General features: G+C 59.9%; 19 protein-coding genes and 1 tRNA gene. 13 read left to right on the top strand and 7 right to left on the bottom strand.

Features of this window, described 5'->3' with window-relative positions; all coding sequences use genetic code 11:
- The first annotated feature begins 230 nt into the window (after positions 1–230).
- Both SynBIOSE41_RS02175 and cobJ read left to right on the top strand, forming a co-directional pair.
- A complete protein-coding gene (locus SynBIOSE41_RS02175; protein WP_255475907.1) occupies positions 231–1,637 on the top strand; it encodes a hypothetical protein in 1,407 nt (468 codons plus the stop codon).
- A gap of 52 nt (positions 1,638–1,689) precedes the next feature.
- A complete protein-coding gene (gene cobJ, locus SynBIOSE41_RS02170) occupies positions 1,690–3,510 on the top strand; it encodes a precorrin-3B C(17)-methyltransferase (protein ID WP_186540696.1) in 1,821 nt (606 codons plus the stop codon).
- Positions 3,511–3,526: 16 nt separating this feature from the next.
- On the opposite strand, the gene SynBIOSE41_RS02165 is transcribed toward cobJ, so the two are convergent.
- Positions 3,527–3,600, bottom strand: a tRNA-Pro gene (locus SynBIOSE41_RS02165).
- Positions 3,601–3,618: 18 nt separating this feature from the next.
- Here SynBIOSE41_RS02165 and lipA point away from each other — a divergent pair.
- The gene (gene lipA / locus SynBIOSE41_RS02160) at positions 3,619–4,497 is read left to right on the top strand and encodes a lipoyl synthase (protein WP_186539458.1); all 879 of its coding nucleotides are present in this window, start codon (positions 3,619–3,621) and stop codon (positions 4,495–4,497) included.
- Positions 4,498–4,501: 4 nt separating this feature from the next.
- Here the strand turns inward: lipA and SynBIOSE41_RS02155 are convergent, their stop codons facing one another.
- Both SynBIOSE41_RS02155 and gltB read right to left on the bottom strand, forming a co-directional pair.
- Complete coding sequence (locus SynBIOSE41_RS02155) at positions 4,502–4,807, bottom strand: YciI family protein (RefSeq protein WP_186539457.1); 306 nt, start codon at positions 4,805–4,807, stop codon at positions 4,502–4,504.
- 15 nt (positions 4,808–4,822) lie between these two features.
- On the bottom strand, positions 4,823–9,421 hold the full coding sequence (gene gltB, locus SynBIOSE41_RS02150; protein WP_186539456.1) for a glutamate synthase large subunit: 4,599 nt from the start codon (positions 9,419–9,421) through the stop codon (positions 4,823–4,825).
- 98 nt (positions 9,422–9,519) lie between these two features.
- On the opposite strand from gltB, the gene SynBIOSE41_RS02145 reads away from it, so the two are divergent.
- The 9 genes from SynBIOSE41_RS02145 to SynBIOSE41_RS02105 all read left to right on the top strand — a co-directional run bounded on the left by SynBIOSE41_RS02145 (position 9,520) and on the right by SynBIOSE41_RS02105 (position 18,126).
- Complete coding sequence (locus tag SynBIOSE41_RS02145; RefSeq protein WP_186539455.1) at positions 9,520–11,214, top strand: phosphodiester glycosidase family protein; 1,695 nt, start codon at positions 9,520–9,522, stop codon at positions 11,212–11,214.
- Between the two features lie 52 nt (positions 11,215–11,266).
- Positions 11,267–11,593, top strand: coding sequence for an AIR synthase (locus tag SynBIOSE41_RS02140; RefSeq protein ID WP_066904576.1), 327 nt, complete (start codon positions 11,267–11,269; stop codon positions 11,591–11,593).
- Between the two features lie 76 nt (positions 11,594–11,669).
- Positions 11,670–12,044, top strand: a complete 375-nt coding sequence (gene rpsL / locus SynBIOSE41_RS02135; protein ID WP_186539454.1) for a 30S ribosomal protein S12 — start codon at positions 11,670–11,672, stop codon at positions 12,042–12,044.
- A gap of 75 nt (positions 12,045–12,119) precedes the next feature.
- On the top strand, positions 12,120–12,590 hold the full coding sequence (rpsG, locus tag SynBIOSE41_RS02130) for a 30S ribosomal protein S7 (protein ID WP_066904590.1): 471 nt from the start codon (positions 12,120–12,122) through the stop codon (positions 12,588–12,590).
- An 85-nt stretch (positions 12,591–12,675) separates the two neighbouring features.
- Positions 12,676–14,751 carry an elongation factor G gene (fusA, locus tag SynBIOSE41_RS02125; RefSeq protein WP_066904593.1) on the top strand — a complete coding sequence of 692 codons (2,076 nt, stop codon included), beginning with the start codon at positions 12,676–12,678 and terminating at the stop codon, positions 14,749–14,751.
- A 42-nt stretch (positions 14,752–14,793) separates the two neighbouring features.
- Positions 14,794–15,993, top strand: coding sequence for an elongation factor Tu (gene tuf, locus SynBIOSE41_RS02120; protein WP_066904596.1), 1,200 nt, complete (start codon positions 14,794–14,796; stop codon positions 15,991–15,993).
- Between the two features lie 148 nt (positions 15,994–16,141).
- Entirely contained in the window at positions 16,142–16,462 is a 321-nt protein-coding gene (gene rpsJ, locus SynBIOSE41_RS02115; RefSeq protein WP_006042265.1) for a 30S ribosomal protein S10, read from the top strand.
- Between the two features lie 57 nt (positions 16,463–16,519).
- Entirely contained in the window at positions 16,520–17,182 is a 663-nt protein-coding gene (locus SynBIOSE41_RS02110; RefSeq protein ID WP_186539453.1) for an LON peptidase substrate-binding domain-containing protein, read from the top strand.
- A complete protein-coding gene (locus tag SynBIOSE41_RS02105) occupies positions 17,182–18,126 on the top strand; it encodes a methyltransferase domain-containing protein (RefSeq protein WP_066904602.1) in 945 nt (314 codons plus the stop codon). Before SynBIOSE41_RS02110 ends, SynBIOSE41_RS02105 begins: the two co-directional genes overlap by 1 nt.
- On the opposite strand, the gene pheA is transcribed toward SynBIOSE41_RS02105, so the two are convergent.
- Positions 18,123–18,962: a prephenate dehydratase gene (pheA, locus tag SynBIOSE41_RS02100; RefSeq protein WP_186539452.1), complete on the bottom strand. Its 840-nt coding sequence runs from the start codon at positions 18,960–18,962 to the stop codon at positions 18,123–18,125. The genes SynBIOSE41_RS02105 and pheA overlap by 4 nt on opposite strands.
- Before the next feature lie 50 nt (positions 18,963–19,012).
- Between pheA and SynBIOSE41_RS02095 the strand changes: the two genes are divergently transcribed.
- Positions 19,013–19,618 (top strand): DUF1997 domain-containing protein, encoded by a 606-nt coding sequence (locus SynBIOSE41_RS02095; RefSeq protein WP_186539451.1) that lies wholly within the window; start codon positions 19,013–19,015, stop codon positions 19,616–19,618.
- Here the strand turns inward: SynBIOSE41_RS02095 and SynBIOSE41_RS02090 are convergent.
- The 3 genes from SynBIOSE41_RS02090 to SynBIOSE41_RS02080 all read right to left on the bottom strand — a co-directional run bounded on the left by SynBIOSE41_RS02090 (position 19,559) and on the right by SynBIOSE41_RS02080 (position 24,895).
- Positions 19,559–20,131 (bottom strand): ribonuclease HII, encoded by a 573-nt coding sequence (locus tag SynBIOSE41_RS02090; protein ID WP_186539450.1) that lies wholly within the window; start codon positions 20,129–20,131, stop codon positions 19,559–19,561. The genes SynBIOSE41_RS02095 and SynBIOSE41_RS02090 overlap by 60 nt on opposite strands.
- Positions 20,128–22,053 (bottom strand): Rne/Rng family ribonuclease, encoded by a 1,926-nt coding sequence (locus tag SynBIOSE41_RS02085; RefSeq protein ID WP_186539449.1) that lies wholly within the window; start codon positions 22,051–22,053, stop codon positions 20,128–20,130. Before SynBIOSE41_RS02085 ends, SynBIOSE41_RS02090 begins: the two co-directional genes overlap by 4 nt.
- A 262-nt stretch (positions 22,054–22,315) precedes the next feature.
- Complete coding sequence (locus SynBIOSE41_RS02080) at positions 22,316–24,895, bottom strand: TIGR03960 family B12-binding radical SAM protein (RefSeq protein WP_255476017.1); 2,580 nt, start codon at positions 24,893–24,895, stop codon at positions 22,316–22,318.
- Between the last annotated feature and the right edge of the window lie 140 nt (positions 24,896–25,035).

Raw genomic sequence — 25,035 nt, 5'->3', positions numbered from 1 at the left:
AAAGAGGGGACCGCTGGCGAAAGCATAGGAGGGGGAGCGGGCATCACACGACAGGGAGTTACAAAGGTTCAATCCGGCCGCGGGCCTGTCCAGGCCAGGGGTCTACTTCAGCCCGAGCATCAGCGAGATGCTCCCGATTAGGCACGTTGTGCAACACAAACAAGCCGCAGATAGCGATCTATTTAATGCAAACCATTCCCAATAGTGCGCCGCTTCGATCGGTGCCCAGAATGGGTCGACTCAAGCTTTGCCCCATGGCGGCATCAGGCCGGACGGACCACTTTCATCACTGGCTTCAGGCTCTGCTTGTCCTTTGGATCATGGTGCTCCCCGCCGCAGCCGCGCAGGCCTGGCCCTGGGGAGCAGACGGCTCAGTCAATGGAGAACGCTCTGCAGAGATCATCAGTGTTTCTTCTCCTTCCGGGCGACTTCAGGAAGTCAGTCCCCCAGGTGCTGTGCAGCAGCTACAAGCAGCCCTGAGCAGCCATACCCCCCGTATTGAACTGATCAGCCCCTCGGATGGCAGTGTGCTGAAGAACGGGGAGGTGCAGCTCTCGTTACGGATCGAGGATTGGCCGCTGGCCATGGATCCACAACTGGGGCTTGGTGCGCATGTGGCAGTCCAGATCGACGACGGTCCACCACTGCGTTTCAGCCACGCCGACAATGATCAAATTCAGATCACGCTTCCTGCTCTCAGCCCGGGGAGTCATCGATTGACGGCCTACGCCGCCATGCCCTGGGGTGAAGCTGTGAAATCTCAGGGGGCCAGCCTTCAGTGGCGACTGAATCTCTTGCAGAAGCTTTCAGGAACGCAGCCGGATCAGGATGCTCCCTGGCTTGCAGTGGTCAGCCCCGCCGAACTCAGCAGCGGTGATCCCCTGCTGATCGACTGGCTGATCTGGAACGCCCCGCTGCAGAACCTGCGGGAGGGTGATGGCCGCTGGAGGCTGAGGATCAGCGTGGATGGCGACAGTTTTCTTGTTGATCGCCAGGAGGCCCTTTGGCTGAAAGCTGCGGGCAATAGAAACGGCAGCGTGCAGATGGAACTGCTTGATGGTCTTGGTGATCCGATCACACCGGTCTTCAACAATCAACTGCGTGCCACGGTGGCGCTCCCCGGCACCCGTCCGATCTGGATGCACTCGAGGCTCAGCGATGAACAGATGGCACGCCTGCTCGGCGTCGCCAGTCCTGCAACAGAACAGTCACCTGAGGAAGAAGCAATACCGCCACAGACTGCGCTCGACACTGACTCTGAACCTGAAGCGTCCATTCAGGACGACCCTTCAGCGGAGATCCAGACAGCAGAGGGACAAACCGTTGATGGACAAACAATTGTTGGACAAACCATGGATACAGACGCAGACGGCGCTGCGGACTTGATGCTTGATCCAAGCCAGCATCAGATCGACTCCTCTGCGGCAATCAAAGCTGACGATGAGCTGCCTGTGGTGCCTGATCGGGCAGAGGCTGAAGCAGAAGAGCCGCTGGAGACCAGCAAAGCCGAAAAGGCTGTTCCCGAAGCAGAGATCCGGAAGACCGAACCGGCAGCCGAACCAGAAAAGCTGCGGATCACCAGCAGCCTTGGAGGATCAGCCAGGGAGCTGGTGAACGAGGATGGCACCCAGCGCTGATTCACTGAGGCCGCTTGCCCTGAACGCTGTCAACACCACCACCATCCAGCCGATGGGAGCCTCACTTGCATTGGGACTGTCAGTGAGTGCCTGGCCCCTGCTTCAGCAGCTGCGACAGACCGGCCAGGCTGATCGGGTGGGACTGACACCGCTGGCGGCCGCAGCACTGCAGACTCCTCCCAGCGACTTGCTGGTCGCACCGGCTGCGCAACTTCTCACTGACCAATGGCTGCGTGGAGGGCCCACGATCGTGGTCGGAGCCTTGGGTGCAGTCACACGCCTGATCGCTCCTTTGCTGAGCGACAAGCAGAACGACCCAGCCGTGGTTGTGATGGATGCACACGGTCAGAACATCGTGCCCCTGATTGGTGGTCATGCGGCAGGAGCTGAACAGCTTGCCCATGCGCTGGCAGCTGCACTGGGGGGGCAGGTCGTGCTGACCGGTGATGGAGCGAGCCAGCAGCGACTGGCTCTCGACGCCTTCGGTGAAGGCTGGGGATGGGTGCGTGGCGGCACGCCGAATGACTGGCATGAGCTCATGCTCTCCCAGGCCTCTGGACATCAGATCAATGTTCTTCAACAGACAGGATCAGACCTCTGGCGGAGGAGTGCCGCCGGGCAGGGCTTCGGAGTTGCCGCAGAAAGCGAGCATGGATTGGGGCTCGCCATCGGACCGCGCACCGATGGGGCTCCGTGCCGCTGGCACCCAGCCACGATCTGGATCGGCATCGGCTGCGAACGCTTGAGCAGCCTTGAACTGATTGAAAGAGCCGTGGATTGTTCTCTTGAATCCGCAGGAATGGCCAAGGAGGCCGTGGCAGGCATCAGCAGCATTGAAGCCAAGGGTGACGAGCCGGCCTTGCTGCAACTCTCTGAGCAGCGTGGTTGGCCTCTGCGGCTGTTCGGCGCGACTGCCCTCGCCGATGTTGCCGTGCCCACACCATCGGAAGTGGTGAAAGCGGAGATGGGCACAGCATCGGTTGCGGAAGCCTCAGCACTGCTGGCCTCAGGAGAAGGAGCACAGCTCTTGCAGGCCAAACAGATCTTCCATGCCGAGGGCGGCGAGAAGGGCGCCGTGACGGTGGCGATCGCAGAGGCTGCCCACGCCCTCGCACCCAGGAAAGGAGAACTGCATCTGATCGGCAGTGGGCCCGGGTCACTGCAACTGCTCACGGCCGATGCCCGCGAAGCGCTCAGCCGCTGCATCATCTGGGTGGGATATGGCCTTTACCTGGATCTGCTTGAACCGCTGCGTCGCTGTGATCAGGTCCGCTTAGACGGGCAACTCACCCGGGAACGGGATCGCTGCTTGCGGGCACTGAATCTGGCCCGCCAGGGCACCCGTGTTGCTCTGATCTCCTCGGGAGACAGCGGCATCTATGGCATGGCAGGGCTGGCGCTGGAGCTTTGGCTGGACCTGCCTCAGACAGAACGTCCTCAGTTTCAAGTGCATCCCGGTCTCTCCGCACTGCAGCTGGCTGCCGCCAGGGCAGGGGCACCACTGATGCATGACTTCTGCACCATCTCTCTCAGCGACCGCCTCACACCCTGGGAGGTGATCGAACGACGCATCGAGGCAGCTGCCGCCGGAGATTTTGTGGTGGCGCTCTACAACCCACGGTCCAGAGAACGTGACTGGCAGTTGGCAAAGGCCATCGAGATTCTGCTCTGCGCTCGTCCACTGACCACCCCTGTGGTGATGGCTCGCCAGCTCGGTCGCAGCGATGAGCAAGTGAGCATCAACAACCTGGGCAACCTGCGGCCTGAAGACGTGGACATGCTTACGGTGCTGGTAATAGGAAACAGCAGCAGCCGCGTTCAGGACGGCCGCATGGTGACCCCCAGGGGTTACCCAGGTGCCGCTCTGAGCTGATGACGACTTAGTGCAGTCGGGATGACAGGATTCGAACCTGCGGCCCCTTCGTCCCGAACGAAGTGCGCTACCAAGCTGCGCCACATCCCGATGGCCCGACTGTAGAAGATGACCTCAGTTCTGAAACCTGACTGGTTACGCGTCAAAGCCCCTCAGCGGGAACGCATCGGAGCTGTTGCCGACCTGCTTCTTGACCTCAAGCTCAACACGGTCTGCCAGGAAGCGAGCTGTCCAAACATCGGTGAATGCTTCGCCGGGGGAACGGCCACATTTCTGATCATGGGTCCGGGCTGCACGCGAGCCTGTCCCTACTGCGACATTGACTTCGACAAGAGCGTTCGAGCGCTGGATCCCACCGAACCGGAGCGTCTTGGTGAAGCGGTGTCAAGGTTGAAGCTGAAGCATGTGGTGATCACCTCGGTAAACCGTGATGACCTCAGCGATGGCGGAGCCAGTCAGTTCGTTGCCTGCATCGAACAGGTGAAACAACGCTCCCCCTTCACCACGATCGAACTGCTGATCCCCGACCTCTGTGGGAACTGGGATGCACTAGCAACGGTGATGGACGCTGCCCCGCATGTGCTCAACCACAACATTGAGACGGTGCCAAGGCTCTACAGAAGAGCCAGACCTCAGGGCAATTACGAACGTTCTCTGACACTGCTGAAAAGGGTCAGGGATGGATGGCCCAGGTCATACAGCAAATCAGGTCTGATGGTGGGTCTCGGCGAAAACGATGAGGAGGTGATCGGGGTGCTGCGCGACCTGCGCGACCACCGTGTCGACATTGTCACCATTGGCCAGTACCTCTCTCCAGGCCCGAGACACTTACCGGTGAACCGCTTCGTGACTCCGGAACAGTTCGACAGCTATCGGCGCATTGGGGAAGACGAGATGGGTTGTCTGCAGGTGGTGAGCAGTCCACTGACGCGCAGCAGCTATCACGCCGGTGAAGTGCAGCGCCTGATGATCAGCCACCCACGCTGATGATTCAGAGCTGATCACCGCCGATCTGAATCCATTCCTGCAACTGCCAGGTCACCAGTCCGGACTGAATCATCGGGTCGGCCTGCACCCAGCGGCAGGCGTCCTCGAAGCTGCAGGCTTCAAAGATCAACAGTCCACCGCCGCCGGGCCGCTTCTCGCCATCCACCAGATATCCACTGTGGATACGACGTCCACAGTCGCACTGGGACATCACCCATCGGCGATGAGCCTCGAGGTGAGGCCGCTTTTGCTCAATGGGCAGGGCGGCCGTCTCTTGAGTGAACGTTTCGGTCTTGATGAACCAGGGCACGGTGCGAGAGCTCGATCAGGCCGCAACCGCCTGCTTATCGGCCAGCCCCATGGCAGCACGTTCGCTGGGCGGAACCAGAACCTTGAAACGGCTTCTTGCGGCGGACCAGTCAGACAGAAGAGCCACAGCCTTCTCACTGCCGGTAGCAGCGACATGAAGCTCGAGCAGCTCCTTGAGCGTGGACTCCTGCTCAGATGTGCTGACCGGGCACACCTCAACGATCTCCGGGTTCACACGTGGAGTGACCCGGTCGCCTTCATCCAGAAGGAATGTGACGCCGCCGGTCATCCCGGCGCCCACATTGCGTCCGGTGCTGCCGAGCACCACCACTACGCCACCGGTCATGTATTCACAGCAGTGGTCGCCAGCGCCCTCAACAACAGTGCGGGCTCCGCTGTTGCGCACACCGAAGCGCTCCCCGGCGCGCCCATGAGCGAACAGCTCACCACCGGTTGCTCCATACAGACAGGTGTTCCCGAGAATCACCTGCTCACCGGGATTCGCTGTGGAATCAGACGGCACAAGCGTGATGCGACCGCTGTTCATGCCCTTACCGACATAGTCGTTGGCTTCGCCTTCAAGGCGCACATTCATACCCTGAACCAGAAAAGCACCGAAGCTCTGGCCGGCAGCTCCGCGGAAGGTGAGATCGAGCTGGCCCAGAAAGCCACGATTGCCGTAGCGCTGGGCAATCTCGCCGGCCAGACGTGCACAAACGCTCCGGTCGGTGTTGATGATCTCCACTGTGCGACGAATGGATCGCTGACTCTCAATGGCAGCCATCAGCTCGGGATCAGCCAGCAGCTGGTCTTCGAGAATCGGCCCATTGCCATGGGCTTCGGCACTGTGAATCAGCCATGAGCGATCTTCCGAACCACTGATCGGTGCCAGCAGGCTGGAGAGATCCACGCACTTGGTTTTGGCCAGAGACACACCCCTTGGCTTCAGCAGGTCGCTGCGACCAATGAGATCCTCCAGTCGAGCCAGACCAAGCAGACTCATCAGCTGACGGACCTCTTCGGCGACATACCAGAAAAAATTCACGACGTGCTCAGGAACTCCGGTGAAGCGCTGACGCAGGTTCTCCTTCTGCGTCGCCACACCAACCGGGCAGCTGTTGAGGTGACAGACGCGAGCCATCACGCAGCCTTCGGCGATCATGGCGATCGAACCGAAGCCATATTCCTCAGCACCGAGCAGCGCAGCAATCACCACATCCCAGCCGGTCTTGAGACCGCCATCGGCTCTGAGCAGAACTCTTTCGCGAAGGCCGTTTTCGAGCAAAGCGCGATGCACCTCGGTGAGGCCCAGTTCCCATGGACCGCCAGCGTGCTTGATCGAACTCAGCGGGGAAGCTCCTGTGCCTCCGTCATGGCCAGAGATCTGGATCACGTCCGCGTTGGCTTTGGCCACACCGGCAGCGATAGTGCCAATGCCGATCTCAGCAACCAGCTTGACGCTGACCGGCGCCGAAGGATGCACCTGATGCAGGTCATGGATCAGTTGGGCCAGATCCTCGATCGAATAAATGTCGTGATGCGGTGGCGGTGAAATCAAAGCGACTCCAGGCTTGCTGTTGCGAAGCCAGGCGATGTATTTGTCCACCTTCGGGCCTGGAAGCTGTCCTCCCTCTCCTGGCTTGGCCCCCTGGGCCACTTTGATTTCCAGCTGTTTACCGCTCCTCAAATATTCAGCCGTCACACCGAAGCGGCCTGAGGCGATCTGCTTGATCGCAGAGCAGGCGGTATCGCCGTTCTGAAGCCCGCCGATGCTGGGGAAGGCGATGGATCTGCCGTCGTCATCCACATCAGTGAGCACCTGAAAGCGGGCAGGATCCTCACCACCCTCACCGCTGTTGCTCTTACCGCCGATGCGGTTCATGGCCACAGCCAGAACCTCGTGGGCTTCACGAGAGAGAGCGCCAAGGCTCATGCCACCGGTACAGAAACGGGTGCAGATGCTTTCAACGCTTTCCACCTGATCCAGGGGCAAGGGCGTCGAGGCGACCTTGAACTCCAGCAGGTCACGCAGCGCCATCACCGGACGGTTCTCCAGCAACGTCTTGTAGGTGGAGAAATGGTCATAGCCGGGACCCTGGGCCAGAGCCTTGTGCAAGGCCTTGGAGAGTTCAGGATTGTTGCGGTGGTACTCCGCACCGTTGCGGTATTGAACGAAGCCCATGAACTCGAGCTTGCTGCGATTCAGCTCGGGGAAAGCCTTGGCATGCATCGAGAGTGTTTCGTTTGCCAGTTCCGCAAGAGTCATGCCGGCAACCCGGCTGGTCGTGCCACTGAAGGCGGTCTCGATCACGTCGGCACCCAGCCCGATCGCCTCGAAAATCTGAGCACCGTGGTAACTCGCCAGCAGCGAAATGCCGATCTTGGAAAGAATTTTTCTGAGACCGTTTTCCAGAGAGATGCGCACATTGGCCTGAACCTGATCAGCACTGAGGTCGGGAAGCTTTCCCTGCTCGATGCGTTTTCTTGTTTTGGGGTGTTGAAGCCAGTGGCGGGTGGTCTCCCAGGTCAACCATGGACAAACGGCACTGGCGCCATAGCCGATCAGGCAGGCCATGTGATGGGTGCTCCAACACTGAGCGGTGTCCACCACGATTGAGCAGCGCAGCCGCAACTTGCGGCGCAGCAAATGGTGGTGGACGGAGCCAACGGCGAGAAGCGCTGGCATCGCCACCGTGGTGGCAGTCAGTGGTGTGGATTCAGCATTGGCATCGAAGCGGTCGGAGAGCACCAGAACCTGGGCCCCAGCGTGCACGGCTTGCTCTGCCGCCTGACACAGGGCATCAAGGACGGTTCGGAATCCACCGGTGCAGGATTCAACCGCCACCTGCGTGGACAGGAACTGAACGGGAAGACCTTGCTGGCTGATCTTTTCCAACTCAGCCTCATTGAGAACCGGGGTATCGAGGTGAATCACCGAAGCGGCGTCCGCCTGGGGCTTCAACGCCGGACGACGCTCACCCAGATGCATCTCAAGGCTCATCACCAGTTGTTCCCGCAGGGGATCGATCGGCGGATTGGTGACCTGAGCGAAGCGCTGCTTGAAGTAGTCGTAGAGCAGATGAGGCTTGTCAGACAGCACCGCCAGTGGGATGTCATCACCCATGCAGAAGGTGGGCTCCTTCCCAAGGGAAGCCATGTCTCCGATGATCAGGTCAAAATCCTCGGCGGTGAAGCCCATGGCGGTCTGCAGTCTCAGCAGGTCGAGTTCTCCGACCTGCTGAGACTGGGTCCAGGGTTGCGGCCCCACGTTGCGGCGATGTTGCTTCAGCCAATCGCCGTAGGGGAAACGACCAGCGGCGTCTTCTTTCACCAACCAGTTGTCGAGGAGCTGGCCGGTCTGCAGATCAACCGCCAGCATCTGACCGGGACCGAGCCGACCTTTCTGGACCACGGTCTTGCCGCTGAGATCCACGACGCCAGTCTCGGATCCCATGATCACGAAGCCATCCTCTGTGGAGCACCAGCGCGCTGGACGCAGGCCGTTGCGATCCAGGGTGGCTCCGACACGTTTACCGTCGGCGAACACCAGCAGGGCAGGGCCGTCCCAGGGCTCCTGGATGCCAGCGTTGAATTCATACATGGCCGTCACATCAGGACGGCTATCGAGGTCTGGCTGGTTGCGGAATGCTTCAGGGACAAGGGTGATCAGGCTGTCAGTGACGGAACGACCACTGCGCACCATCAGCTCGAGCGTGGCGTCGAGGTTGGCTGAATCACTAAAAGCGGGATTGACCACGGGGTTGAGATCGTCCGCGGCGTCTCCCCAAACTCCAGCGAGGCTGGCTTCAGATGCCTTGGCCCAGTTGAGATTGCCCAGCAGAGTGTTGATCTCACCGTTGTGCCCCAACAACCGCATCGGCTGAGCCAGCGGCCAGCGAGGAAGGGTATTGGTGCTGAAGCGCCGGTGATACACCGCGAAGCTCACCTCAAAGCGGGAATCACGCAGGTCTGCGTAGTACTGCGCGAGCACTTCCGAACGAACCATGCCCTTGTAGACGACGGTTCGACTGCTCATCGAAGCGACATAGAAGTCGCGTGATCCCTCAAACCCCCATGCTTCTCTGGCTCTGGCACCAACGCGACGCCTGAGACGCAGCAGCAGCGCCTCGAAGGCATCGCCTTCAGCCTCCCCCTTGACGAGCCACTGCTCAATGACCGGAGCCGTTTCACGAGCCATGGGCCCAAGCACTGCCGAATCGACAGGCACCTCGCGCCATCCGGCGAACTGCATGCCAAGCGCAGCGGCTTCCTCGTCAAAAAACTGGCGAGCCTGCTGACGTCGTTCAGCATCTGTGGGCAGGAACATCATTCCGAGCCCTCGGGCATCAGCAGCTTCAGGCCAGATCGCCCTGAGATAAGCCCATGGAATTTCACACAAAACGCCTGCACCATCTCCGGAGTCAGCGTCACCGCCACAGCCACCGCGGTGTTCCATGCAGCCAAGGCCACGCAGGGCCTGCTCCAGAACCCAATGGCTGGGTTGCCCCTGCATCTGGGCCAGGAATCCCACTCCACAGGCATCCTTCTCACCAGCTACCGCCTGGGGCGCAGCGCTGTCGCTGTAAGGCCAGGAGGCGCCGGTGAGGTGAGTCATGACCTGGATAAGAGTCGGGCTGACGCCGCTCTGGATTCAACATCCAGCACGGAGCAAATTCGATCCTAAGGATTGGCCACCCCGGCTAGCGTCTACGCATGTTCTTGCCGCCTCCTCCTCCAGTCCCGGTTGCCGAAGTGCGCACAGCCGGTCGGTACAGCGGTACCGAAGTCAAGGTTGGAGGCTTCCTATCCAAGGGGGCCTGGCAGTGGGTCGGAAACGACCAACGCTCACCGGAGCAGCTCTGGATTCCACTGGATCTGCTGATCGGACGACTCGGCTTCCAGCGGGTGGCCACTGAGGCGGGGGAGGCACTGGAGTGGTTCGGTCAAAGCGTCCCTTTAAAGGCTCTGACCAAGCGCTCCCTCGACGATGAGGTGGCGGTTGACGCAGCACCTTGGTTAAAGGCATTGAATGTTTCGACCAGCCGTCGAAACGGAGTCCTCTCAATCTCACTGCAAGCTCCCAGAGTCCAGAATCTGCGTCAGGGGCGCGGCAGCACAGCAGGGCGGCTGGTGCTCGATCTCAGCGGTCCGGCACTACTTCAACGTCAGAACGATGACCTGTTACTCGGGGTTTCGATCACAGCAGCCCAGGAAGCCCGTTTGCGTGAGATCGGCTTGAAAACCAAGCGCGAAAGGCAGGGTCTGCGACTCCAGGGCAGTGCCGATCGTCCGACGCTCACGCTTGCATCACCCTGGCGGCTTGTGATCGATGGGTTGAGCAGCTCGCGCGCCACCCGAGCCCGTTCCACAGGGAATGCGTTGCGGTCAGCTCTGCTCAATCCAGAGATCCAGGCGGAAAGTGGCAACGGACTGGTGCTGGACACCCGCACGCTTCGTGTAGGGGTCAAGCCGGTGAAGATTTACAGGGCAGGCGTTCCTTTCAACAGCCAATCTCTCCAGCTTCGACCACTGGCCGCTCGAGGAGCACAAACCGGGATTCGATTTCTGAGCCAACTGGCCCAGCCTGAACAGGCTTTGCTGGCCGTCAATGGGGGATTCTTCAATCGGGTTCGTCAGCTTCCCCTGGGCGCCCTTCGTGTCGATGGGACCTGGCTTTCCGGACCGATACTCAACCGCGGAGCAATCGGCTGGACAGCAGGGAACAGGCTTCTGTTCAATCGTCTGCGCCTGGACCAGTCCATGCAGGTCAACGGAGGACGTCGCTGGGGCCTGGGTTTTCTCAACAGTGGCTACGTCCAGCGCGGCTTGAGTCGTTACACCCGTGCATGGGGTCCGGTCTACAAAGCCCTGAGCGGCGAGGAGAAGGCCATCACTGTGAGGGAAGGAGTCACCGTTAGCCAGCACGATCGCGCCGAACTGAGTCGGGGGGTTGCTCTGACACCCGGAGTCTCGCTGATCGTTTCGCGCGCTGGAGCGCCGCTTCCCGCCCAACCCGGTGATCGGGTCAGTATCAGTCTGCGGCCCTCCACTCCCGTTGGAGAGCAACCTCAGGTGCTGGCGGGTGGTCCACTCCTGCTGAAAAATGGTCAGGTGGTTCTGCGGGGTCGCCAGGAAGGGTTCAGTGCCGGGTTCCTGTCCCTTTCAGCTCCACGTACAGTCGTCGCCCAGGACCGCAGTCGTGTGTGGCTGTTGACACTCGAGGGCACTACAGGCACTGATCCCACGCTGCTGGAAACGACACTGGCTCTTCAGCAGCTGGGAATGCTCGACGCCCTCAATCTTGACGGTGGCAGCTCCACCACACTGCTTGCCGCCAATCGAACCGTCATGACCGGACGCGGTGTGACACCCAGAGTTCAGAACGGTCTGGGACTGGTTCGTCGTTGAACGGTCGTTGAACAACGGCTGGCAAACTGGTTTCTCTCCTGAGCTTTGCTCCATGGGCGCCACGCTGCAAATCACCGCCACTGCAGCCGCCGAACTGGGGCGACAGGCGGCAATTGCAGGCACCCCAGGAGTGATGCATCTGGATCTCACGGCAGGTCACTGTGAACGGAATGTCATTCGTTTACAGCCAGGCCAGCTGAGCGGAACACCGGTTGCCAGATCAGAGGGAGTCACCCTGCATGTTCCCGATGCCCAGCACGCATTGCTGGAAGGGCTGACGCTGGATTACCGCAGCGACATCAGTGGCGGTGGATTTCTGATCCTGAGCAACGATGCAGTGCGTTGCTGTGCCTGCGGCAGCGCTTTCAGCCGCCTGTGATCAGTTCAGGCAGGTCGAACCGGTATTGTGATGGATTGTCGAACAGGTCGGATCTCCGGCCGCTACGCGACCGTCGATGCCAACCATTCAGCAACTGATCCGGACCGAGCGCCAGAGCACAAAGGCGAAAACCAAATCGCCAGCTCTGAAAGCCTGCCCCGAACGCCGTGGTGTTTGCACCCGTGTGTACACGTCCACGCCCAAGAAGCCCAATTCGGCTTTGCGCAAAGTGGCCCGTGTGCGCCTCACCTCCGGTTTCGAGGTCACTGCCTATATCGGCGGTATCGGCCACAACCTGCAGGAACACTCGGTTGTGCTGATCCGCGGTGGTCGAGTCAAGGATCTCCCCGGTGTTCGGTATCACATCATTCGCGGAACTCTTGACACCGCAGGGGTCAAGGACCGCCGTCAGTCCCGTTCGAAGTACGGCGCCAAGTCACCGAAGGAATGATCGCCAACGATCCAGCTTCAGGATCGTTCCATCCATTCCCTTCACCCCTTTCTGTTCCTTTTCATCTGACAGTCCATGTCACGCCGTAACGCCGCCGTCAAACGCCCGGTCCTCCCTGATCCCCAGTTCAACAACCGACTTGCCACCATGCTTGTGGCTCGGCTGATGAAGCACGGCAAGAAGTCCACGGCACAGCGCATCCTGTCCGATGCCTTCAGCCTGATCGGCGACCGCACTGGTGGTGATCCCATCGAGCTTTTCGAGACGGCCGTGAAGAACGCGACTCCTCTTGTGGAGGTCCGTGCACGACGCGTCGGGGGTGCCACCTATCAGGTGCCCATGGAAGTGCGCCAGGAGCGCGGCACAGCCATGGCTCTGCGCTGGCTTGTCAGTTTCTCCCGCGCTCGCAACGGTCGCAGCATGGCTCAGAAGCTTGCTGGTGAACTGATGGATGCTGCCAATGAAGCCGGCAGTGCCGTTCGCAAGCGGGAAGAAACCCACAAGATGGCAGAAGCCAACAAGGCATTCGCCCACTACCGCTACTGATCCAAGCCCGCCCTTAAGCCTCGATTGCTCAGGGCGGACCTGTAGGATCTCACCCGCCTTTTTACGCCCCACCCCGGAGTTTCCTGTGGCTCGCGCCTTTCCCCTGGAACGCGTCAGAAATATTGGTATCGCTGCCCACATTGATGCGGGCAAAACCACCACGACAGAACGGATTCTGTTCTATTCAGGCGTGGTTCACAAGATCGGTGAAGTGCACGACGGTGCGGCAGTGACCGACTGGATGGCCCAGGAGCGCGAGCGGGGCATCACCATCACTGCTGCGGCAATTTCCACCAGCTGGAAGGATCACCGCATCAACATCATCGATACGCCTGGCCACGTGGACTTCACCATCGAGGTGGAGCGCTCCATGCGCGTGCTTGACGGTGTGATTGCGGTGTTCTGCGCGGTTGGAGGCGTCCAGCCTCAGTCAGAAACCGTCTGGCGTCAGGCCGACCGCTATTCCGTTCCCCGAATGGTGTTCGTCAACAAGATGGATCGCACCGGCGCCGACTTCCTCAAGGTCCACGGTCAAATCAAGGATCGCCTCAAAGCGAATGCCGTTCCGATTCAGCTGCCCATCGGCGCTGAAGGCGAGCTGAGCGGCATCATTGATCTCGTGGCCAATCAGGCGCACATCTATAAAGACGATCTCGGTCAGAACATCGAAGTCACCGATGTTCCGGCTGAGATGAAGGATCAGGTGGATGAATGGCGCAACGTCCTGATGGAAACCGTTGCCGAGAACGACGAAAACCTGATCGAGAAATTCCTGGAAACCGGTGAGCTTTCGATTGAGGAGCTCAAAAACGGCATCCGCGAAGGAGTTCTGAGGCATGGCCTTGTGCCCGTGCTTTGTGGCTCCGCTTTCAAGAACAAAGGTGTGCAGCTTGTTCTCGATGCGGTTGTCGACTATCTGCCGGCACCAGTGGATGTTCCTCCCATCCAGGGAGTCCTGCCCGATGGCAAGGAAGCTGTTCGCCCCTCCGACGACAAAGCGCCTTTCAGTGCTCTGGCCTTCAAGGTGATGGCCGATCCCTACGGCAAGCTCACCTTTGTTCGGATGTACTCCGGTGTTCTCGAGAAGGGCAGCTACGTCCTCAACTCAACCAAGGACAGCAAAGAGCGTATCTCCAGGCTGGTAGTGCTGAAGGCCGATGACCGCGAGGAAGTCGATGCACTACGAGCTGGCGATCTGGGCGCTGTTCTAGGTCTGAAGAACACAACCACCGGAGACACTCTGTGCTCGGTTGAGGATCCGATTGTCCTTGAGACACTGTTTGTTCCGGAACCGGTCATTTCCGTGGCGGTTGAGCCCAAGACAAAGGGTGATATGGAGAAACTCTCCAAAGCTCTTGTCGCACTGGCTGAAGAAGATCCCACCTTCCGTGTGAGAACTGATTCAGAGACTGGTCAGACCGTGATTGCCGGCATGGGTGAGCTCCACCTGGAGATCCTGGTCGACAGGATGCTGCGCGAATTCAAGGTGGAAGCCAATATCGGTGCTCCTCAGGTCTCCTATCGCGAAACCATTCGCGCGGCATCAAGAGGCGAGGGCAAATTCTCTCGTCAGACCGGCGGTAAGGGTCAGTACGGCCATGTGGTGATCGAAATGGAGCCGGGTGAACCCGAATCCGGCTTTGAATTCATCAACAAGATTGTTGGTGGTGTCGTCCCCAAGGAATTCATCAAGCCTTCGGAAATGGGCATGAAGGAGACCTGTGAGTCCGGCGTGATTGCTGGATTCCCCATGATCGACGTCAAAGTCACCATGGTCGACGGTTCATATCACGATGTGGACTCGTCGGAGATGGCATTCAAGATTGCCGGTTCGATGGCCTTCAAGGACGCCGTCAAGAAGTGCAATCCAGTGCTTCTTGAGCCGATGATGAAGGTCGAGGTCGAGGTCCCCGAGGATTTCCTCGGCTCGATCATCGGCGACCTGTCCTCCCGCAGGGGCCAGGTCGAAGGTCAGGCAATTGACGATGGCACGTCAAAAGTCTCGGCCAAGGTGCCCTTGGCCGAGATGTTCGGCTATGCCACCGAGCTCCGATCCATGACCCAGGGTCGGGGTATTTTCTCGATGGAATTCAGCCACTATGAGGATGTTCCTCGCAACGTGGCCGAGGCCATCATCTCCAAGAATCAGGGCAATTCCTGATCTCTACCCCCTTTTAATTCCACCCCCGATTCTTTAACCAAAATGGCACGCGAGAAGTTCGAAAGGAACAAGCCCCACGTCAACATCGGCACGATCGGCCACGTTGACCACGGCAAGACAACCCTCACCGCAGCGATTACCAACGTGCTCGCCAAAAAGGGACAAGCAGAGGTTCAGGACTATGCCGATATCGACGGCGCTCCTGAAGAGCGCGAGCGCGGGATCACCATCAATACCGCTCACGTCGAATACGAGACCGACTCGCGTCACTACGCCCACGTCGACTGTCCTGGCCACGCGGACTATGTGAAGAACATGATCACCGGTGCCGCTCAGATGGATGGCGCCATCCTCGTGTGTGCCGCAACCGACGGTCCCATGGCCCAGACCAAGGAGCACATCCTGCTGGCCAAGCAGGTTGGCGTGCCGGCCCTGGTGGTTGCACTGAACAAGTGCGACATGGTCGATGACGAGGAGATCATCGAACTGGTGGAAATGGAGATCCGCGAACTGCTCTCCAGCTACGACTTCCCCGGCGACGATATTCCCGTAGTGCAGGTCTCCGGCCTGAAGGCGATCGAAGGCGACGCTGAATGGGAGTCCAAGATCGAGGAGCTGATGGCGGCTGTTGATGCCAACATCCCTGAGCCAGAGCGCGAAGTTGACAAGCCTTTCCTCATGGCTGTTGAGGATGTCTTCTCCATCACCGGCCGTGGCACCGTGGCGACAGGTCGTATTGAGCGAGGCATCGTCAAGGTTGGCGAAGAAGTGGAAATCGTCGGCATCAGAGAGCCACGCAAAACCACCGTCACCGGTGTGGAGATGTTCCGCAAGCTGCTCGATGAGGGCATGGCTGGTGACAATGTGGGTCTGCTGCTTCGTGGCATTCAGAAGGAAGACATCGAGCGCGGCATGGTGCTCGTGAAGCCCGGATCGATCACCCCTCACACCAAATTTGAGGGTCAGGTTTACGTTCTCAAAAAAGAGGAAGGTGGCCGCCATACGCCTTTCTTTGCTGGCTACCGCCCGCAGTTCTACATCCGCACCACGGACGTGACCGGTCAGATCACCGCCTTCACCGCAGAGGATGGCAGCAACGTGGAAATGGTGATGCCTGGAGACAACATCAAGATGACCGGCGAATTGATCTGCCCAGTCGCCATGGAAATGGGCATGCGCTTCGCTATCCGCGAGGGTGGTCGCACCATCGGCGCAGGCGTCGTCTCCAAGATCATCGAGTGATCTAGACCGGGATGATCAAAAGGATGGTCTGACTGCTGTCAGGCCATCCTTTAACATTCCAAACGACTCGAACGTTGCTCAAACACGTTCGATCTGCACCTCGACAATCCACCTCTCGTGATCTCCGCAGGAGATTTCTTCGCGCTTCATGTCCACTGCAATCGCCCAACAGAAGATCCGCATCCGCCTCAAGGCGTTTGACCGCCGCATGCTGGATCTGTCCTGCGACAAAATCATTGAAACCGCCGATAACACTGCAGCAACGGCGATCGGGCCCATTCCCCTTCCGACCAAGCGCAAGATTTACTGTGTTCTTCGCTCACCCCATGTGGACAAGGATTCCAGGGAACATTTCGAGACCAGGACCCACCGCCGAATCATCGATATCTACAGCCCTTCCGCCAAGACAATCGATGCTCTGATGAAGCTCGATCTGCCCAGCGGCGTGGATATTGAGGTCAAGCTCTGAGCCGAGCCCGTTCATTCAGTCAGCTGCCTAGGATTCGAGCCCTCGAGAATTTCCTGCGTGGCTGACCTGTCCGTCAGAGAGCTTCCGTTATTTCCTCTGCCGGATGTCGTTCTGTTCCCCAGCGACGTGCTGCCCCTGCACATTTTTGAGTCGCGCTATCGGATGATGCTGCAGAGCGTCCTGGAAACCGATCGACGCTTTGGTGTCGTCCGTTGGGACCCCCGCAGCCAAAGCATGGCGACCATCGGCTGTTGTGCCGAAGTGATCCAGCATCAGACGGGGGAGGACGGTCGCAGCAACATCGTGACGCTCGGACAACAGCGTTTTCGGGTGCTGAATGTGACCCGTGAGACGCCTTTCCGTACGGCCATGGTGAGCTGGATTGAGGATGAGCCTGAGAGCGATCTCGATCAGCTTCACACCCTCAGCGATTTCGTCACCAAAGCCCTCAGAGATGTGGTGGAACTGACAGGCAAGCTCACCGATTCCCCCACCGCACTTCCTGACGATCTGCCCGACCTGCCAAGAGAGCTGTCGTTCTGGATCGGTGCTCACCTGGGTGGCCCCGTGGCAGATCAACAGCAGGAACTTCTTGAGCTCACGAGTACCCGTACCCGTCTCGAACAGGAGTTCGAAATGCTCGATGAAACCCGTCGTCAGCTGGCTGCACGCACCGTGCTGCGCGACACCCTCTCCTCCGCCGATTCCGGCAACGGTTGATGTCTCTCACCACTTTTTTGGCTCCGGCCGTGATCGGTCTCGCCGCCGCTGCGGGGGCTTATGGACTCTGGACTCGACGTAGCCGGACCTATCACTCCAGTGAAAGCGTCGCTTCTGCCTATGACGCCTGGACCGAAGACCGGCTGCTCGAGACCCTCTGGGGGGAGCACGTGCATCTTGGACATTACGGAGATCCTCCGATTCGACGGGATTTCCGCCGTGCCAAAGCCGATTTCGTGCACGAACTCGTGCATTGGAGTGGGTTGGATCGCCTGCCCCCCGGATCAAGGGTGCTCGATGTGGGCTGTGGGATCGGCGGCAGCGCCAGGATTCTCGCCAGGGACTATGGATTTGACGTACTCGGCATCAGCATCAGTCCCGCACAGATCCAACGGGCCACGGATCTAACGCCGGACAACCTGTCCTGCCGCTTTGCCGTGATGGACGCGCTGAACCTGAATCTTGCGGACGCCGAATTCGACGCGGTGTGGAGTGTGGAGGCAGGCCCCCACATGCCGGATAAGCAACGGTTTGCTGATGAACTCCTCAGGGTTCTGAAACCGGGTGGAGCATTGGCTGTCGCTGATTGGAACCGTCGCGATCCTCGCGACGGTGCGCTGGATGCCCGCGAACGCTGGGTGATGCACCAGCTGCTCACTCAGTGGGCTCATCCCGAATTCGCCAGCATCCCGGGGTTCCAGCACAACCTGGAAAGCAGCTGTCAACGCAGGGGGCTGATCGATACAGCAGACTGGACCAGGGCGACTCTCCCTTCCTGGAATGAATCGATCCTGGAAGGGTTCCGACGGCCCGCCGCCGTGCTCAAACTCGGCCCGCCCGCCCTGCTTCAAGGCCTGCGCGAAACTCCAACGATGTTGTTGATGCGCTGGGCATTCGCCCGGGGAATGATGCAGTTCGGCGTGTTTCGCCTCGCCTCTGATTAGTTGAATTCCGAGCTGGGATAAGCGCCGAAATTGGCCAGATGCTCACACAGCGGGCTGAGAAGGGCCTCGAGTTTGGTCAGCACGTCATCCACACAGGAAGCTGGCAATTCCACATCCACAAAGAACACGTATTCACCCAACTCGCGTTTCGACGGTCTCGACTCGATTCTGCTCATGTTCAGCCCCAGGCCGGCAATCGCCTGAAGAGCTTCGATCAGGGCCCCAGGAGCATTGCGATGCAGAGAGAAGGCCAGGCTTGCGATCTGCCCATCGCGCAGACGCTCTCCGCGATGCAGCAGCAGAAAGCGGGTCCTGTTGCCCACAACATCATTGACCGGGAACGCCAGTTCCCCGAGACCCTGCAGTTCGCCAACGGAGCGATCCGCAATCGCTGCTCTGAAACGGCTGCCTTTGACCATCCGAGCGGCTTCCGCCGTGGATGTGGTCGGTAGTTGGAGCGCCTGCGGCAGATGGGTTGACAACCAGCCGCTGCATTGTGCCAGCGCCTGAGGGTGAGACAGAACCTCAGTCACGCTCTCAATCGAACCACTACTGAGCAGGGCGTGGCGGATCGGCAGAACCAAAGCGCGTCGAATACACAGATCGGGATGAGACCAGAGGGCATCAAGACTGGCCGTGACACCACCCTCCACCGAGTTCTCAACAGGCACCACAGCAGCCTGACAACGGCCATCAGCAACATGGTCGACCACTGAACGCAGCCCGGTGCATGCCACCAACGCAGCATCACTGATCTGTTCAAGCCGGATCATCTCTTTAGCCGCTCGCTCTCCATAGGTGCCTTCCGGCCCAAGAAACGCCATCCGAATCGGCATGGATCCAAGCACTTGCATCGATAGGATCATGCCGCGTCAGCACAAGGGGCATGACCCTTGCCTTCCGCGCCAGTCAGCATCTCGATCTGCCGGTCGCCAACCAGAGTGAACACCTGCGCAGCTACCTGCGACAGGAAGACCGGGTGATTAAAGCTCTTCTGGATGCGCGTCAGCTCGACAGAATCGGGCCTGGCCGTTACCGATACACCGTCACCACACTGCAAGTGTTTCAGCTGCAGGTCTGTCCTGTCGTTTCGCTGAAGATCGAGCAGGGTGATGGAACGATCGCCATTCAGGCGACCGATGCAACTCTGGATGGACTTGGCCTTGTCGATGACTTCCAGCTGAGCCTGGAAGCATTACTCGAAGTGGCGGATCACGGCTTGCAGGGCGAGGCCAAGCTCGGAGTGCATGTCAGCCAGCCACCACTGCTGAAGCTGATTCCAAGACGAGTGCTGGAAAGCACCGGCGAGTCAATCCTGAACGGCATCCTGATGACGATCAAAGGTCGGGTCGGGCGACAGCTGGTGCGAGATTTTGAAGACTGGGCACTGCAACCGGCCGAGGCCGGGGAGACCACAAGTGCGGAGCAGCGCTCAGACCCCGGAAAACACCTTGGTGAGGAAGGTGTGACGATGCATCGGAGTGGGACCTGAAGCCAGCAGCGCCGCTCGATGTTGAGCGGTGCCATATCCGGCATGGCGTTCCAGTGCGTAACCAGGGAAACGTTGCGCCAGACGACGAATCAAGGCATCGCGCGCCTCCTTTGCCAGCACGCTGGCGGCAGCAATCGAGGCCTCACAGCTGTCACCACGCACGATGGTGCGCTGAGCTCCTGTCCAGAGACGCAGGGGCAGCACTCCATCCACCAGAACCAACTCGGGGACCTGGGAAAGTTTTTGAAGAGCACGAAGCATGGCAAGCTCCGTCGCCACCCTGATCCCCTTGGCATCCACATCACGCGCGGCCGCCTGGCCAAGTGCCCAGCTGGTCGCTCGAGCTTCAATCTCGGGAACCAGCGCAGCTCGGCGCTTGGGAGAGAGGGCTTTGCTGTCGGTCAGGCCGAGATCGGAGAGTTCATTCGCGGCGGCATCAGTGAGGCTGACCGCCGCAGCGAAGACAGGGCCGAACCAGCATCCACGGCCAACCTCATCAACTCCAACAATCACTCGGCGATGGCGGAAGACCGTCGACGGCGACGGCCCGGACGGGCCTCTTCAACGGGCTTCTCAGGCTCAGCGACTGCTGCTGCAACGGGTTCAGGAAGCTGTGACTCAGGTCCAGCAGCCGTTTGCGACGGTGTCGGGACGTCGTTGGTGGGGGTCACCTCCAGCGGGGTGATCTCAACCAGCAATGGTGCTTCTTCAGCGGGACCCGAGGCAGACACGGGCGAATCTGTCGGAGCGGTTGAACCATTGCGCCCACCTCCTCGACCTCCACGGGAGCCGCGACGACGGCGGCGACCTGAACTGGCAGCGAGCTGCTGTCTCGCGTCCTCCAGGACCGAGTCGGCATCTTCCCCCGGTCGGACCACACGCACCAGCAGGTTGTCATTTTCAGGAGGTGGATCCAGCAGGAGCACAGGATTCAGACCCAACCAGCCAAAAACCCTTTCCTGGTCGTCGTCCATCGGCACAGCGACCAGTTCAGGATCCTGACGGCGGTTGGCGCCCGCAGGCTCCATGGCCTCCGATGTGGATTCACCGGCAACAGCGGTCTCCAGGGTCGAGTCAACCAACTTGGGCTCAGTGGATCCATTAGGCCGGCCGCGGCCACCCCTACGGCGGCGGCCTCCCCCTGAGTCAGCGGAGGCAGGGACTTCCGCACGCACCGATGTTGCTGACCTCACAAGGCCTGTGGCAGCAGCTTGAGGCTGAGGAAGATCCTTACCAGGCAGCACTGCCTCGTAACCAGGGGAGACTCGACCGAACAGCTCGTAAATGTTCTGCCCCTGACGCTTGCGCGTCATCTCAACCAAGCCCAGCTCGGTGAGTTGCGCAATCTGAGGGCGTGCCGTGTCATCGCGCATCGCCGTCATGAAGTGCTCTAGCAACTGAAGCTGATCACGCCGGGAATCCATGTCGATGAAGTCGACGACGATCACACCCCCTATATTGCGGAGCTTCAACTGCCGTCCAATCTCGACAGCGGCTTCGCAGTTGGTCCAGAGAACGGTCTCACGGGCATTAGCGGAACGGGTGAACGAACCCGAGTTCACGTCAATCACGGTGAGAGCTTCCGTGGGCTCGATGATCACGTAGCCGCCGGATGGAAGATCCACCCTCGGTTTCAACGCATCACGGATGGCCGCATTCACCTTGAAGTGCTCAAGCAGCTCGTCGGATTCGGTGTGTGCCTCCACCGACACGTTGGACCCTTCCTGGCCCAGGAAGGTGGTCACTCGGTCGACGGCGGCGGCATCATCGAGCACCACGCGAGCCAGCTCAGGGCCGGTGTGATCTCTGAGAATCCGATGGATGAAATCCTCGTCCCGATTGAGCAGAACAGGCGGCGAAGCGGTTTCAGCAGCTTTCTGAATCGCTTCCCACTGACGCAGCAAGGACTCGAGATCATCAATGAGCAGGTCTTCACTGACTCCCTCCGCTTCCGTGCGGATGAGCAGACCCGCACCCGGCGGTTTCACCAACACACCCAGAGCTCGCAGGCGATTGCGCTCCCCTTCGGCGCTGATGCGGCGGGAGATATTCACGCCCTGACCACTGGGCTGCAACACCAGATAACGGCCTGGCAGAGCCAGATTTCCGGTGAGTCGAGGGCCCTTTGTGCCGGTGGGTTCTTTCATCACCTGAACCAGAACCTTCTGGCGCGGTTCGAGCAGCTCAGTGATGCCTGCGGCACCTTTTTTGAGCCGCAGCGGGCCCAGGTCGCTCACATGGATGAACCCGTTTTTCTCACTCTCACCAATGTTCACAAAGGCGGCGTCAATCCCCGGGAGCACGTTCTCCACTGTTCCGAGGTAGACGTCACCGATCTGATAGCGGCCTTGCGCCACGATCAGCTCATCAACACGGTCATCGGACAGAACCGCTGCGATTCGCAGCTGCTCGGCGATGACGATTTGCTGGGGCATAAACAGGAACTGACGACGCCCGTCAGGGCAGATGCCGATCAGCGAGCCGCTGGCTCCAAGATCGGGGGTGAATTGGAATTGCTTTGAGAAGACCCTTGGGTCGAAATGGCACGGAGTGAATCACTCCTATGGCAGATCAGTGTCAGCGCGAGGGCGCTGGCTGGAGCGAAGGCCTAGGCCTCTCGTTCCAAACAATGATTGGGACAAGAAGTCCGGGACGAATCCGTGGCTCAAGCCTCTAGATTGAAGTCCTGATTTGAACTTAGCACTGCAACAGAGTCAACTCCACTCGTCGAACACGGGAGAGTGACAAGTCAAACCCCAGATGTTGCGAGAGCCAGAACTGCAACTGGGCCGGCTTGAGACTGCGACCCTGGGAATCAACGGAAGCGATCAGCTCCAGCTCCGCACGGCATCCGACCGCACCGGAAGAGAGCTCAGCCTGGCCGAGAAGGCGCAGACTCTGGAGCAGGTCACGGACATCACGACGACGCGGTCGACCCTTCTTATCGGTGTCTTCCCAGATCAGCTCCTGCTGAGCAAGCAGTGCCGAGACGGCTTGCGACCAGGCAGTGGATTCACAGCGCGACAGCAGCTCAGAGCCACTGAGAACGAAACGCCAGCGACTGGTTCGCAACTGCTGAGCAAGGCTGGGGGATGACACGGCCACTTCTTCAGCCGTGATCAAACGCAATCCCGGTGGCAGTGTCTGCTGCCAACGCTCCTTCACCATCAGCGCATCCACCATCTCCACAAATTCCAGATCCATCCATTCACCTTCCCCTTCCACTCCCAGAGGAAGCGCCAGCGCCAGCTGCAGCCGAGGCAAGGGATGAAATCCACCTGTGAAGCTCACGGGCAGCTCAGTCCTGCGCAACGCCCGCTCGAGAAGCCGCACCAGATCCAGATGACTGAGCAGCGCCATCGCTCCGGTTTTGCTGAAACGAAAGCGAATACGACAGGCACGATCGCTGGGTGGTGCCTGCTGAGGCCTGGCCACTGGGACCACAGGTGGAGCCACCACAACGTTGTGGCCCAGATCGGGGCCGCAGACACCGCAGCTGCTGCATGCCTCAAACGAGCAGTCAGGCACAACGCTTGAGGCAAGCGCATGCTGCAGATCCTGCGCCAGCCAGCCCTTGTCGATGCCGCTGTCAATGTGATCCCAGGGCAGGGGTTGCCGGCAGAAGGCCTCAAGATCATCACGATCCAGCGCCGACACTGCGCTCCAGCCACCAAGCTCCATCTGCCGGTAACGGCCTTCAAGCCCGGCCTCTGCAATTGCAGTGGTCCAGGCGTTATGGGTGCGATCGAGGGCCTCAAACCAGGCATCCATCCCCGCACCGGCACGCCAGGCCGCTTCGATCACAGGTGCCAGTCGCCGGTCTCCTCGACCGACAAAATCCTCCATCGCCGAAAGGCGCACATCCGTGAAGTTGAAGCGCACACCCCGAAGGCGTCGTCCTGCATCACGCAGGAGTTGCTGACGTCGGAGAAACTCAGCTGTGGAAACGCTGTGCCACTGAAAAGGAGTGTGGGGCTTGGGTGTGAAATTGCTGATGGTGGTGTTGAGGCTGAGGCGGCCCAGGTCGCGACAACACTCCTGAAGCATCCGGCAGGTTTCGGCAATCCCGAGCACATCGGCATCGGTCTCTCCCGGAAGCCCGATCATGAAATAGAGCTTGACCTTGCGGTAACCGTTCTGCATCGCCGTACGGATGCCCTGCAGAAGGTCGTCGTCGGTCAGCCCCTTGTTGACGATATCCCGCAGACGCTGAGTGCCGGCTTCCGGAGCGAACGTGAGTCCTGCCTTGCGGGCACCTCCAAGAATGTGAGCGATGTTCTGGTCAAAACGATCGACCCTTTGGCTGGGGAGCTGAAGAGTGACATTGCGATCTGCAAGCCGATTGCGCAGCTCCACTCCCACAGCAGGGAGCGCAAGGTAGTCACTGCAGCTGAGCGAAAGCAGTGAGAAATCGCTGTAGCCCGTCTGACGCATGCCGGTCTCAACGGCCTCGATCACGGCTTCGGGCTCCACATCTCTGGCCGGCCGCGTGAGCATGCCCGGCTGGCAGAAACGACAGCCACGCGTGCAGCCCCGGCGGATTTCCACCGTCAGCCGGTCATGGACTGTTTCCACATGGGGGACCAGACCCATGGCGTAATGGGGCATCGGCGTGGCAACCCTCCGAAGCACCCGCTTGGGCAGTCCTGGCTTCAGCGGTTCAAGCCCTACCCCATCCGGGCCCGGAGCATAGAGAGAGGGCACATAAACCCCTGGCACCAGAGCCAGATCAAGCAGCAGATCCGAACGGGTCAGGCCTGCCTGCTTGCCTTCGGCCAGCACCAGGCCGATCTCCGGCAACAGCTCCTCACCATCTCCCAGGGCGATGAAATCGAAGAAGGCGGAGTAGGGCTCTGGATTACTTGTGGCTGTTGGTCCCCCCGCAAAGATCAGTGGCGGAGCCTGCGGGTCACTGAGCGGAAGGTCTCCACGGTCTGCCGCTCGGATCGGAACCCTGCAGAGATCCAACATCTCGAGGATGTTGGTGGCTCCCAGCTCATAGCTGAGACTGAAGCCGAGGATGTCAAAAGTGTTGAGAGGCCAGCGACTCTCCACACCGAACAGAGCCTGCTCACGCTGCTTGAGGCGATCGGCCAGATCAGCTGCCGGGAGATAGGAGCGATCACACACCTGCCCAGGCAGGGCATTGAGAATCGAATAGAGAATGATGTGGCCCAGATTGCTGGAGCCCACCTCATAAAGCTCGGGATAGGTGAGGGCCCAGCGAACCCTGGCACCGTTCCAGTCCCTTGGCTTGACGCCGAGCTCATGGCCCATGTAGCGAGCCGGCCTGTTGATGCCCGCATCCACCAGCTCATCAAACGCCACAGGAGCGATGGATGTATTCAACGCGACGGTCACGGTCTTCCGACCCGACTTCCTTCATCGTATGTAGCAGGATGCCCGCAGAAATCGGT

It is taken from the genome of Synechococcus sp. BIOS-E4-1 (genome assembly GCF_014279995.1).
Lineage (GTDB): Bacteria > Cyanobacteriota > Cyanobacteriia > PCC-6307 > Cyanobiaceae > Synechococcus_C.
Note: the sequence above shows the minus strand (reverse complement) of the source record. Positions and strands in the feature narration are given on the sequence as shown.